The 13,368-nt window shown below is 42.5% G+C and carries 13 protein-coding genes; 6 read left to right on the top strand and 7 right to left on the bottom strand.

The annotated features are described in order from the left end of the window. Window positions 1-87: 87 nt before the first annotated feature. The 6 genes from AC2D3N_RS20575 (at window position 88) to AC2D3N_RS20550 (ending at window position 5,861) form a co-directional block, all read left to right on the top strand. Window positions 88-864: a hypothetical protein gene (locus tag AC2D3N_RS20575; RefSeq protein WP_484691986.1), complete on the top strand. Its 777-nt coding sequence runs from the start codon at window positions 88-90 to the stop codon at window positions 862-864. 394 nt (window positions 865-1,258) lie between these two features. Then, entirely contained in the window at window positions 1,259-1,753 is a 495-nt protein-coding gene (locus tag AC2D3N_RS20570; protein WP_484691985.1) for a hypothetical protein, read from the top strand. 118 nt (window positions 1,754-1,871) lie between these two features. After that, a complete protein-coding gene (locus AC2D3N_RS20565; RefSeq protein ID WP_484691984.1) occupies window positions 1,872-2,138 on the top strand; it encodes a hypothetical protein in 267 nt (88 codons plus the stop codon). 1 nt (window position 2,139) lies between these two features. Continuing rightward, a complete protein-coding gene (locus AC2D3N_RS20560) occupies window positions 2,140-2,409 on the top strand; it encodes a hypothetical protein (protein ID WP_484691983.1) in 270 nt (89 codons plus the stop codon). After that, on the top strand, window positions 2,406-3,077 hold the full coding sequence (locus tag AC2D3N_RS20555) for a hypothetical protein (protein WP_484691982.1): 672 nt from the start codon (window positions 2,406-2,408) through the stop codon (window positions 3,075-3,077). Before AC2D3N_RS20560 ends, AC2D3N_RS20555 begins: the two co-directional genes overlap by 4 nt. A gap of 381 nt (window positions 3,078-3,458) precedes the next feature. Next, complete coding sequence (locus AC2D3N_RS20550; protein ID WP_484691981.1) at window positions 3,459-5,861, top strand: VapE domain-containing protein; 2,403 nt, start codon at window positions 3,459-3,461, stop codon at window positions 5,859-5,861. A gap of 267 nt (window positions 5,862-6,128) precedes the next feature. Here the strand turns inward: AC2D3N_RS20550 and AC2D3N_RS20545 are convergent, their stop codons facing one another. From AC2D3N_RS20545 to AC2D3N_RS20515, 7 genes are all read right to left on the bottom strand, one after another. Next, a complete protein-coding gene (locus AC2D3N_RS20545; RefSeq protein WP_484691980.1) occupies window positions 6,129-7,607 on the bottom strand; it encodes a recombinase in 1,479 nt (492 codons plus the stop codon). A gap of 140 nt (window positions 7,608-7,747) precedes the next feature. Then, complete coding sequence (locus AC2D3N_RS20540) at window positions 7,748-8,260, bottom strand: YqeG family HAD IIIA-type phosphatase (protein ID WP_079680742.1); 513 nt, start codon at window positions 8,258-8,260, stop codon at window positions 7,748-7,750. Between the two features lie 79 nt (window positions 8,261-8,339). Beyond that, on the bottom strand, window positions 8,340-9,452 hold the full coding sequence (locus AC2D3N_RS20535) for a hypothetical protein (protein ID WP_484691979.1): 1,113 nt from the start codon (window positions 9,450-9,452) through the stop codon (window positions 8,340-8,342). A 149-nt stretch (window positions 9,453-9,601) separates the two neighbouring features. After that, a complete protein-coding gene (gene mltG, locus AC2D3N_RS20530; RefSeq protein ID WP_079681049.1) occupies window positions 9,602-10,675 on the bottom strand; it encodes an endolytic transglycosylase MltG in 1,074 nt (357 codons plus the stop codon). A gap of 152 nt (window positions 10,676-10,827) precedes the next feature. Further along, window positions 10,828-11,421 (bottom strand): DUF3727 domain-containing protein, encoded by a 594-nt coding sequence (locus AC2D3N_RS20525; RefSeq protein ID WP_079680740.1) that lies wholly within the window; start codon window positions 11,419-11,421, stop codon window positions 10,828-10,830. Between the two features lie 205 nt (window positions 11,422-11,626). Beyond that, on the bottom strand, window positions 11,627-12,064 hold the full coding sequence (gene ruvX / locus AC2D3N_RS20520) for a Holliday junction resolvase RuvX (protein WP_484691978.1): 438 nt from the start codon (window positions 12,062-12,064) through the stop codon (window positions 11,627-11,629). Window positions 12,065-12,066: 2 nt separating this feature from the next. After that, window positions 12,067-13,278, bottom strand: a complete 1,212-nt coding sequence (locus AC2D3N_RS20515; protein WP_079680738.1) for a GNAT family N-acetyltransferase — start codon at window positions 13,276-13,278, stop codon at window positions 12,067-12,069. Between the last annotated feature and the right edge of the window lie 90 nt (window positions 13,279-13,368).

The raw sequence follows: 13,368 nt of genomic DNA, 5'->3' as shown, positions 1-13,368 counted from the left end.
GAAATAACAAAACCCGTTAGTAGTTCCAAGTCGCCAAACTTCCCTACTAACGGGTACTCACCCCTAGCTATTAGGAGCATTTTAATTATGACACTGACAGAACTCAAAGCAAAAGCGACCGCACTGGGATTAACCCCTGATGAAGTACGGCAGTACGGTAGCCTATCCAAAAAGGCAACATGGGAGATTGCGATCGCCGAATTTGAGGAGATGAAGGTAGCGGTAGGCGCTCATTGTGAAGCGATGGGGATAACTCAATGGTCATACCCAGAGGATGAAACAGAGGAAACCGAACCCAGTACCGATATCACTGTAACACCCAATCCCCCTACCTTTGAGGATGTACCCTTTGACAACCCTACCCATACCCTGATTGATGGGGAGTGGGTGCTGGTTTCTGAAATTGTTGATCCGTCCCAACTGCCAACCCTTAAAGAAACCGACCCACGGTTTGAAGCGTGGCAACCTTGGTTGATACCCGGCGCAAACTTTACTACGGGCCGTCAGGTTTACGAAGTCCTGTACTTTGATGTTTGGGGTAACTGTATGGCCAAGGGAATAGATACCCGTTGGCACTCGTTTCGGCTTGAAACCATCATCAACACCGCAACGGATGATTTTGTAAAAAAGTCCCAACCCATCCCCCCGTTAACCCCTGCGGGTGAAGCTAGTCAGTTATCAGATTGTCTTGAATCCCCCACACCCATCCGTGATCAACTGCTCTTAAAGATGATGGACAAAGGGTTATCCCTACCAGATTTAGAACAGCTTCAAAGCGAACCCCTAGACGAAGATACCGCCGTCGTTTTCCTAACTTTATTAGAGGAAGGCGAACGGATGCTATCGGAGGCATTGGCAACATGAAACCCAAGGGAATTATTGATTACTTATTCCCAGGTTTGCTGTACCTGATGTGCTTTCTAGCTGGGTTTTATTTAGCAACCAATGTTCATATCACAATATCACTGTAACACTCATTATGACTTGTTTACGATTGTTTTCTACCAACAACAAAAAAGAGTTTGTAATAGCAACTCGGGACATAAGCGGGTATTTCATTAATCCCGAGTATTACAGGATAACTCTTTATACCCAATCTTCTCCTATAGAGGTTTATAGCTCAGTTATAGAGGACTGGGATAACTGGGATGAATTTGTCGAACAAGTTAAAGAACGGTTCACAGAATCAAACGAATTATTCTAACCCTTTTTATCAAAACAGTTATCAGTGTAACACTCATTCCATAGGAGATTAACTATGCTCGGATTCTTGAGAGGAGATGATTTTAAATCATCAACAATTGCGCCCGTTGACGGTTCCCATAAAGGGATTAGCAAGGATAACGTTTTCAAACGCAGTGCTGATAACGCCATCACCCCTGACAACCCACCGGAAACAATTTTTGATACCTACCGGACAATGCCAGTTTGTGACCGTGTGCGGGAATTTACCCCAGAGGAGGCGGACGGATTAAGCGAGTTAGCACGGGTTAAAAAGCAAAATGCTACTGCTACTAAAAAAGCAGCCGATAAACACGAAGTCATCTTAAAAGCCGAGGCAAAAATCAACCGTCACGGGCAACGGATGATCAGAAACGAAGCTGAATTTGAGGTTAAAACTCAAGGCTACAAGGGAACAACCGCCAAAGCATTACACGGGATGCGTCCCCGTTATGCAGCCATGGGTAAAGGTTTAGAAAAGTCTGAACAATTAGCTGATCAAGCTATTAACAATTTGATGGCTCAATTGTAACTACTCTACTGAGTAGATTTTACAGAGTAAAACTCAAAAACATAAACCCGTCCTTTTGGTTCAGGACGGGTAAGACCCACAGGTCAATTAATGTATCAACAACTAGAGAGATTGTAACATGACAGTAGTACAAATTGAAAGACGCAAAATTGAGTTTTTTGTATCAACAGATATCCCATTGCCTGAATATCGTATCGGTCAACTGGTAGAAGTTTTTTCCTCAGTCAGTTGGGATAACCCTAGCGAAAAGCGTTGGTTCCCAGCGCGGGTAACTGGTATGGAACACAGCCACGGCAAGTGGAGCTATCAAGTTCAATTCCTAAACTGTAGCGGTCAAGGTATTGAATGGGTCAACCCTGAAGATATGTGGCTATTGGAACCCTAGGATGATTCAACTTTATCGCGTTATAGGGTTCTTTCTATTGGTAGCTAGTGGTGCAAGTTTGGTTAGTTTACTAGCATTATTAATCACTCAATTGAGAGAACTCTTTTTTATTATTTCCTTACTGTGTTCTATTGGTTTAGGAATCGCAGGAACAGTTGTCTATTACCGTAAAACCGATGATGATAAAGAATGGGTCTTGGGTTTAGTGTTTATTATCGGTTTGGCTACCGCTTTATTATTGGGGGGTGTCATTCAATGGGTTACTCAGTGATCAATCCGTCTAGTAACGCAGAAGCAATAAAACAGAACTGGAAAACTCACCACTTAATTAACATTTTCCTGCTAACTACTTCACTCCCATTCTGGATTGCTACCCCTTTCTTAACCCGTGACGTAAGCGCTAACAATTGGCATAAGTTTTTTAGATTTACCTCTATAACCTACGCAATTTTAGCGAGTGGCACGTCGCTCTACTTAACAACAAAGTTAGGAGAAATTAAGCCTAAAATTGACGCGATTAAAAAGCGCGAGCAAGCCGAATTTAAACACAGTTTAGCTAGTGATTTATTTCTAGCACAGGGTACGAATACCGCGATCGCACAATATTTACTCACCGACCGGACTACTTCCCTGACTTCCCAAAGCGTAAGTGACTCGGAAGTGACACTAGAAGCCGATACTACCGCTTTTAGCGAGGAAACTTCCGATACTTCCCAAACACCGGAAGTACCTACTTCCGACCTTCCCGTAAGGGGAAGTAAACCGGAAACTGGGTTAAGTGTAGAAGCCGAGGAAATGCTTGAAATGGTAGTTGATGCGCTTGAGGATGGTTACTCAGATACAAAAATAGTAGAGGAGTTAATGGGGTATAAAGGCAGAAACTACAAAAAGGGTAAAAAGGTACTAAGTGAAATAAAACGTTTTTTAGAATTGGAGTGATGGGATAATTAGAGGATGGGTAAAGGTTAAGGTTTACCCATCCTCTAAAAACGCTCTAAAAACGTAACTGTAACACTGTTTATCTTTGCATATACAGCGAAATACCTATCGGAAACCTTTATAGGGTTTCCGCAAAATAGCACAGTATGTTTCAGGTAGTTGCAGAACAGGTAGAATTAGTCGAGCAAAAAGGTACAAGCCTGACACTTTATCTACTTTTTCTCAAGGTGCATACAATGGGAAGATTAAACAAATAGAGTGATAAAATCTACCTTGATATTGCTTCAAAAATTCGCTACTCTAGTAGGTAATTAATTGTCAACAAAAAATAAGGGGTTGTAACACCCCTTACTGTCAACAGAATCTAAATTTTAAAACAATATGAAATCAAATAAAATGACTGTTACCGCTACCGATACACCTAATTATAGTGCAATCCACCAAAAAGCACAACCTTTAGGAAAACTTTACAAAAATACTCGGTTAACCGTTGAGCATTGGGAGTATCTGGTTACAAAGCGGGGTTTGCCGCTTGATTGGGTGATGGATAACTGTGAGTCAATGACTGCAAAGACCGCCACGGAATACCTGGGATATACAGCACCATCTAACGGGGTTATGATTCGCAGCAGTAATGCTCAATGGCAGTTTAGACCGGATATCCCAAAGGTTACGGTTAAAGATGACGGGAAAAAGAAAGTTAGAAAATATTTAACCCCCAGGGAAGATGAAGGGTATGACGCAATGCTCTTAACCCATCCTGATCATTCTGATTACTGGACTAACCTTGAGAAGTTAAAGGAACGGGCGTATATCATAGACGGCGTACCCTGTATTGCCATAACAGAGGGTGCATTTAAGGCGATGGTAGTGATGGATAACGGCATCCCCTGTGTGGCTGCGCTAGGGGTTGAAATGGGATTAACTCCCAAGAAAAATGACCCGCAAGGGAAAAGATATTTAGTAAGAGTCCTAGAGAGACTAGCTAAAGCGGGTTTTGGGTTCTTGATGATGTTTGACGGTGATATCGCTACAAATATAGATGTTACGAACGCCCTAAAAAAACTTGGCCATCAACTAGGATTGTTTAACAGTCCTGTTCATGTAGCTAGTTGGACTATGACAAGTGAAAAAGATAAAGGTGTAGATGATTACATCCTTAATAACGGGTTTCCTCAATTCCGTAACGAAGTATTGGCACGGGTTCAACCCTTCACAGAATGGTTAGCTAAGGTTGATCAAGAGTTTAAGGATAGGGGGATTAATGCAGATGATTTACCGACTAATATTCCTGAAATTGAGGCGAAATTTACAAAAGCCAAAATGATTGTCGGGGATAGAATCCGGTTCAACGAATTGACCAAAGAGATTGAATTTGATGGTAAACCCGTAGGATTTGATGAGTTTAAACTAAAGTTAGCTCTTATGTTTAAACTGGATTTAAAGTGTAACAAAGAAGATTTAAAATCTATTGTTATTCAGATTGCAGAAGATAACAGTTACAACCCTATCAAAGAATACTTTAATCAATGCAACGAAAGTCACTCCGACACATCTATTTTAGATGGGATAGCTAAACGATTTTTTGGAACTAATAACCCACTTTATCAAGTATTTGTTAGAAAGTGGTTAATATCCACAGTAGCAAGGGTTATGAATCCTGGGTGTAAGGTGGATACAGCGTTAATCTTGCAGGGGGAACAGGGAACAGGTAAGTCTACATTTTTCCGTGTATTAGCAGGGGATGAATGGTTTTGTGATGATATGGGGAGTGTAAGTGATAAAGACCAAGTTCTCAAAATGCACCAATCTTTGATTACTGAATGGGCGGAGTTAGAGAATATTTTTAGTAAGTCAGATATCAGCAAGGTTAAAGGGTTTTTGTCATCTTCAACAGATAAAATCAGACTCCCTTATGGGGCAAGAACAAAGTCAATGCCTAGAATGGGAACTATTGTAGGGACAACTAACAAATTAGACGTCCTCCGTGACCCCACAGGCGACCGCCGCTTCTGGTTAATACCCGTGGCTAAAAAGATCCCTATTGACCTTTTGAAGCAAGAACGCGACGCGATATGGGGAGCGGCGGTACAAGCCTACAAGAGTGGCGAAACGTGGTATCTGAACAGCGCTGAACAGAAACAATCTACCGCTAACAATGAAGCATTTTCGGCGACTTCCCCCTGGTTAGATGACATTGAGAACTTCCTAGAGGGTAAAGCAACTGTTACCACGGATGAACTATTAAACCTGATGGGAATTAGCAAGGATAATCTGAGTCAGGTTAAGCGCGCCCAAAGCGAGATATCCGATGTCATGACCAAACTAAAATGGGTCAAGACTGAAAACTTAAAGGATGATAACGGCAATCGTAAACGGGGTTACAAGCGTCCTGTAGTAACGGTTCCTGATACAGAGGGAGATACACAATCCCCTTACACAACCCCCCCTAGCTGTGTAGATGACTGTGTAAGCTCAAACCCCGACACAGAGGGAGATACACAGTTTACACGGCCTACACAGCTAAAAACACAAAACTTTGAAAATATAAAATCAGATCCCGTACCGATGCCTAAACCAGAAGGGTTCAAGGTTGGTGACAGGGTGATAGAGGCGTGTCAGAAAACCGTTGACGGGCATAAACTTTATGGAAGCGTTGTTGAAGTAGAGGAGCCACGACGGGACGGTATGGGGGGTATCTATAAGGTCATGTGGGATAACGCCTCAATCCCTGGGTTGATGAACAGCGTCTATGAGCATGATATAAAACCCTATCAAGGCTAGTGTTTGTCTAAGTGGGGTTTTAAGTGTCTACTTTTTACCCTCCTGAACAGATACCCGGTTGCAACTTAATGGAAATCGGTAGTAGGTAATCCAGGGGGGTTTTAAGTGTCTACTTTTTTACGGTTCTGTAAAAATATTTTCTATCTTCCCTTTATACATACCTTGGGAAGATACACGCTCATCACTCCCAATCCCTACCGACACAGCCCCAATAAAAAAGCAACCCTGGTTAGAGGTTGCCTGATAAATATTTAGATTAGTTGGGTTCTAATCGTCTAACTGGTAGATGATTCGCAGAATTGCTTTAACCGATGGATCGTCTAAGTTAAAGCCAGATGATTCTAGTTGAAATCGTGCCGTTTCTAACCCTAGCGGTTGTTTGGTGTAGTTGGTCAACAAATCTACAGTAGTTTGTAAATTTTCACGGCTCTTGTAGGTTGAGTCATTCATTGCCACTGAATGCCCTAAACCTCTAGCTCGTGTTTCTTGCGGTATACCGTACTTTTCCCCTAGTTGGTTTCCTAGGTGTCTGAAAGCGTAGGCTTGAGTGACCGGGCATTTATAGCTTATCAGTTGGTCTCTAATTTGATTGGGAATACGATTGGGCAACGATTCGGGCTTGGTTTTAGGGCTGGGAATGTATACGGGTAACTTGGGTGTCTTTATCCTCAAAAATTCTATTATTCGTTTATCTGTACACAGAGGGGGACAGATACGTCCCCCTGTCTTGATTGTGATTGGGATGTCGTTATTTTCCCCGACGTAGTATTGATTACCTAATACTAAAAGCAATTCATTATTATTGGGGTCATTAATCGCCTTAATGACCACTCTTGAGTTACCTAATCGACTACCTTTATTGCCCCATGCAGCTTTGATATCTTTTTCCGTAGCAGGGTTAAATAAATTTATTGCGCTCATTATCTCTGCGGGTCTTAACCCGTAGATAACACACATCGCTGTTACCCATAACCACCGCTCCCGCGCTTCTTTATCACATTCTCTTTCTAAAGATGGTATCTCATCAATACAATCTTTGTACCATTTTAAAAACTCATCACAGCTTATGGATTGTTTATCTTTAAAAACAGTTTGTTTTGAATTAATTTTATTTAACTGTTCAAGGATAATCTTGCTTGAGCTTACAGGACACAAATTAGCAATTTTTTTTAAAACAGCATAAGCATTTTCATATTGTGCTTTTCCTTGTTCCCAGCTATTAAGTACCGTTTTAATGTCTTCCCATTCTGGGTATTTATCCCAGTTAGGAAATTTATTGAAAACAGTTACATAATAACGTTTATAGCTTTTGATAAAACTAGGGCAATTTCTATCCCGCTTTTCTTGAGTGTTCTTATGTGTACCGTTCCAGTATTCTTGTTCAATTTCCTCAAATATATCTCGGTACGTTTTTAAGTCGTTTATCAGGTTATTTTTGCCCAGTATCTCGACATCGTACCAAGTCCAGAACTCACTAGCTTTACTAAATCGTTTCAATGCCTCGGATACCATCCACGCTTTATTGATAGCTCCAATAACCCCTTCCTTTGAGAAGTTTACACCGCATGACTTGGGATTGCGTTTTCCTGTCCCCGGGTGGACGAACTGAAGCATAAGGTCTTTTTTATCCTGTAGTTTTAGTCGGACGCCTTTAGGACATTCTTTAGACTTCCGTTTGTAAAACTCCAATAGGTCGGGATAACCCTTATATTCTCCTTCTGTGTTCAGGTTCAACGGGTTACTCATTTTTTACTCACTCCTAAAAGTAGATTAGAGTTGAGTAATCTCAAGTAACGATATAATCGGTTTTTCAGCTTATCAACCGAGTTCAATCCTCGTCATGGGCTTAACGTTAACTGCTTAACTATAGAAGTTTTCTCTGCCAATTAGTGCAGAGATGCCCCTAACATCTTAGATATCAATACCTCAAAATTACGCACAGAATTAACCGAGGGCATGATTTCTGGATCAACCATCGGTTCCACCAAAATCGTAAACATTCCCAAACGGTTTCCCGCCAACACATCGGTAAATAAGCGATCGCCCACCATTGCCACCTGTTCTATCGGTAAATTCATGGCTTCCACCGCCCGCTTAAGTTTCCGCCGGGAGGGTTTACCCGCGCCGCTAATATAAGGCAAGTTCAAGGTTTCAGCAATACTACCAATGCGAGTTTGACTAATGTTGTTACTCACCAACCATAGACTCAAATCAGGTTTGAAGGTATCGATCCAACCTTTGAGATCCTCAGAAACCGACTTTTCTGTAATCGGAACTAAGGTTTCATCCACATCCAGTACCATTCCCTGAATCTGATGCCGTTGCAATAACTCCGGTGTCAAGTGCAAAATGCAATCCCCAAGGACTAAATCAGGCTGTAAGAGTTTCCCCCAAGACATAATAACCGTAGAATTTTAGCTCTTTAATTTTAGCGGAAAAGGGAGCAATATAGAGAAACTTTTTCCTGAAATTGTTGGATCACCAAGCAATAGGGGGCAAAGAAATCAGAATACTGCGATCAGAAATTTCCACTTCCGAGCGATTTCTTCCCCACTGTTCCAATCCCACCACAATTGTACTAGAAAGAATTGCATCCTCAGTCAGACGGCGATCAATTTTGCCTTCGGCAATTAACCGTTCAAAAATTGCTTTAAAGGGAATATAAACATCCTGAAATGGTAAATCTTTTAAAGGCAAATTACAATTCGAGGACTGATCAACAGTAAATTTCAAATCCTGGGGTGTCACGTTCCATAATTTGCCATTAACATGAAATTGAGCCAAAGAATATTCGGCTACTTTCGGTTCACGAAATAACTCAGGTAAGGTGGATATTTTGCCTTGATTAATTACATAATCCATTAAATTAACAGATACTCCAAACCCTCGACGGCTTTTTAAACTATAAAAAGTCATATCCGTGTGTACCCTAATTTTCCGGTATAAATCTTGAGTTTTATCTGCAAAACACACCTTAGCCCGCAATTTCAAACGGACACCTTGCACCCAAGCATATAAAGGTGTCATCACTCGATTTCGGTGATCTAACCCGCCATAAGTCCCGGCATAGGTTTTGAGGTTTTCTTGCAGTCCAATATAAAAACTACCATAACCAAAGGGAATTTGGGGCAAGCTGGAACTGTCATTGATCAAATAAGCTGAGGGACTCCCTCCGTTGTTTCTCCAGTAAAAAAAGTAAGGACAGCGACCCTTGACCGGGGGAGTACCGACAGGTTCAGAAGGGTGAGGTTCCATTAAAATTCGATCATTCGGGGCGTTGGGGTTTTCAGCCTCGTTGGGAATACAACTTAATTTTCCCGTTGGCCCCACTTTATCCTTGTAACTAAAGGAGCCATAGGCTAGGGTATAAAACCCAGAACGATTCGGAATTGACCCGTAACATTTTCCCCCAACTCCGTCGGGACAACTCTCGAAGTACACAGGACTACCTGGATAATAGCCAGCCACTCGGCGAATTTTTAGCCCTGCGTCCCAACCCCAAGGGATCAGAGAAGTTGGGGAAGTTGTCCCCTGAGAATCAATCCCCGAATTCCCCGAATAAGGCAACAAAATTGGAGAATTAGGAGCCATTGATGAAGGACTCGATAGTCCGAACAAAATAGCTAAATACACAGCTTTTGTTTTTGCTAAAAAACTGGGTTTTAGACTATAAAAATAATCACTAAAGCGCACGTTCTCTGGTTGTAGATGTAGATATAGGTTCAAAAAGCAATTATTTTCTATTGAGAAGAAAGATTGCGTTCAACTTCCGCAATCGCCGCTTGATGTTCCGCTTCTGTGCGACTAAAAATATGGGTTCCATCGTATCGCGCCATAAAATACAGATAATCGGTTTTTTCCGGGGTTAAAGTAGCTTTTAAACTGGCTAAACCCGGACTAGCGATCGCCGTTGGGGGTAAACCCACATTAATATAGGTATTATAGGGAGAAGGCGTTTCAACTTGTTTAAAGGTTAGGGGTTGTTCAACAGTTTGACGAATCCCCAAAGCATATTCTACTGTTGGATCAGATGCTAGTTGAATTCCTTTTTGTAAACGGTTATGAAATACCCCAGAAATACGATTTCTTTCTTCAGGAACAACCGCTTCTTTTTCCACAATACTCGCTAGGATTACCCATTCATTTAAACTCAAATTATGTTGAGATTGGGCCTGTTGATAAACGGGTAACGCCTGTTCTTTAAACCGATTCAACATCTGACGAATAACCGCCTGGGGCGTAACTTCCGTTGCTTCGAGTTGATAGGTGTCGGGAAATAGAAAGCCTTCTAATAAAGGTAAATTGGGCGGAAGCCAAGGATAATCCTGATGGGGAATTTGACGACTCGCCGCCAGAAATTTCTCCGCCGAAAAAAATCCCTGTTGCTCAAAATATTCGGCCATCTGTTGAATTGACCATCCTTCAGGAATGGTGAAACTTAGAGTCATCACTTCTCCATTCCAGATGGTAGCAGCTACCTGACTCAGTGACTGGGTAGGAGCCAGGGAATAGCTTCCCGCCTTAAAATCCCCTTGAGGATTTTGGAAGATTAACCACCTCGCCCACAGTCTCCAAGCCAAATCAGAACGAATTAATCCCGCCGCCTTCAAATCTTCTCCAATTTGCTGACTGGAAGTTCCCGGTGGAATCAGGATTTTGACGCTGTTCCCTTTGCTACCAGAGGAGTTAACCTGTTCCTGACCCTGGGGAGCGGCGCTGGCCCAACTCCACCAAGCCCAACCCTGCCATCCAAAGAATCCCCAAATAATCGGCAGAATTAGAAGGTAAAAAAATCCCTTAGAAAACCGTTTCATGGTTTGTTTATCTTGAGGTTTTTTCTGCTTTGTGTTTGCAATTCCCAAGCTACTTCCCCCTAATTAAAATTTCAATAAAAACAGAAAACCCGTTCACCTAAATCATCATAAAAGATGTTATCAGAGAAAGGGTATAAATAGACCTAAATCTGTTAATCCAAAGCATCAAAAAGTTGATCTTCAATTAGGGGTAAAAGAGGTTCTAACCTTTTAAATTCTTCAGGGGATAGTTGTTTATATTCTCCTTCTTCATTGGCTTTAGCCAGAATAAAAAATGGATCAGCCGGGGTATAAATACCGTATTCCTGTTCCTCATGGTAGAAACTGGCTAACCAGAGAAGTTCCTCATATTCTTGTTCATCGGGTTCAGCAGAATCCAGATCCAGATTCGAGTCTCCATCCTCGGGAAAATCTGGTAATTCCCCGGCTGCGGTTAGGGTAATTCCCGTTCGCTTTAGATCCAAATTGTGTTCTGCTAAAACCGCTTTAGCCGTTTTAAAAATTCTGTCAATTTCTTCTTCTGATTCCACCGGAACTGCGGATTCATCATCATCCTCATCGTCATTCCAAGTTAGAATTTCGATGGGCGAGTCCACGGGTAGAAGTAACCCATAATCTTGACCTTCTAACTCAATTGAGGATTGTAAGACGCAAACGAGCGATCGCCCCTGTTCGTCCGTCAGGGTCACGGTCACTTGTTCTTCCTCAGAACGTCCATTTTCTTCGGGAAATTTAGATGGGAACATCATTTATATCGTACTATTTTTAACCATATTAAACGTTACTGGTAACAACTTATTCAGGGATAAAATAATCACTACTCCCCATGCTCCCCCTGCTCCCCCTGCTCCCCCTGCTCCCCCTGCTCCCCCTGCCTCCCCTGCCTCCCCTGCTCCCCCTGCCTCCCCTGCCTCCCCTGCTCCCCCTGCTCCCCCTGCTCCCCCTACTCCACTACTCCCCCTGCCTCCTCTGGTCTAACCATTGTTGTAAAATCAAGGCGGCGGCTTTGCGGTCAATCATGCTTTTATTACGAGAGGGAGCAATATTGTCCGCAATCATTAATTGTTCTGCTTGGTAGGAAGTGAGCCGTTCATCCATATATTCCAGGGGTAAATTCAAGGCATGGGCTAACCGTTGAGCATAGTTTTGTGTATATTTAGCCTGAGAGCCCAAAGAACCGTCGAGATGGTAGGGTAAACCTGCCACTAATACCTGTACTTGCCTCTGCTGTACCAGGTCTTGAAATTGAGCAATATCCTGGGCAAAAGAACGTCGCAGAATTGTAGTGAGTCCCGTCGCAATTAAGCCCGTACCATCACAACCGGCGACACCAATCCGTTTACGACCAATATCTAATCCCAAGGCTGAAATAAACAGGGATTTTCCCATAATTACACAGGATCAGACGGTAAATCTAAGGACTTTTGGGTGGAGTTTTTCGGGTCTAATTCCGGTGTTTCAGAGATCCCCTCGACGGTAGATTTTTGTACTGGGGAAGGATGTTTAACCGTTGGCCCCAACCAAGACATCGGAGTGGGTACGGGTTTATGGGCAGGTTGCCAACTTGGTAAGACATCGGATAATTGCAACCCTTCCAGGGAAGATTTAGACTCCCGTAATTTATGCCAAACGGAACGGGACATTAACAAGGTATGTTCCACCCGGGTGGCTCCAATTTTTTCTAAATAGGCTTCTCGTTCGGGTTGATAGTCAGCCGATGCCAATTTTAGGGACTGGGGGCTAAATTCCTGGGCTAAATGGGCCATCTGGGATAGCAATTCGGGGTAAAGCCAGGTATAGGCCGGATGCACGGTTAACTCAGCAACATGGGGTTGACTGCCATCCCGGGATAACTGCACCTGAAAATATCCAATTGCCGCTTTTCGTTGGGGTTCAAACACATAGCCACTGACCTGTTCACTGCGGCTAAACCATTGTTTGATCGCATCCACAAGAGCCTGAATAAAACTGGTTTTAAAATCTAAAATATGACGGTCAAATACTTGTCGCAACAACGGAGGCATGGAAACCGTATCTAGTTGATACAGCAGTTGGGCATCCGCATTACTGACGGGTAAGAGGTTGGGTAAATCCGGTTGAGAATTTGCCAAGGTTTGCAGTAGTTCCGGTTCCACCACCCAATAGGTGATTTGAGCTAAGGGTTGAAACCCATTTTGCCGATAGAGCGCCATCAAACCGCTATCATTAACATTCACTTCTAATAGCCAGGTTCGGGCTTCCCAAAGGGTTTCAAAACAATACCGTAACAGTTGTGAACCGATACTGCTTTGATTATTTAACTGATCTACAAATACTCGATCAATTCGCCAAGTGCTGCGGGTGGTGTTGAAGGGAGAGACCTTAATCATCCCCAAAACTTGACCGAATTGTTCAGCAATATAGGCATTAAATAAATTTTGGCAGGGGTTCGGAAACCAACTTAAAAATTTTAGCAACCCATACCACCGACGCAGGTATTCTAACTCCTGGGCCGACGCCGTGTCATCAGCTTGGTCATATAGCTGTTCAATCGCCTCCAAGTCTCGGTATTGAAACGGGCGAAGATTAAACTGGTTTTGATTTTGGGAAAGAAATAAATTCATTACATAAACCTAGGTAAACCCGCCCCTAATACAGTGATCTGCAATGGGCAGTTAATTCTAAACAGTTAAGATTCAATTAATAATCAGTAG

Source organism: Planktothrix sp. PLAVEN19ND (assembly GCF_057220675.1).
The sequence above is the reverse complement of the archived record's forward strand: the minus strand, read 5'-3'. Positions and strand labels throughout refer to the sequence as shown.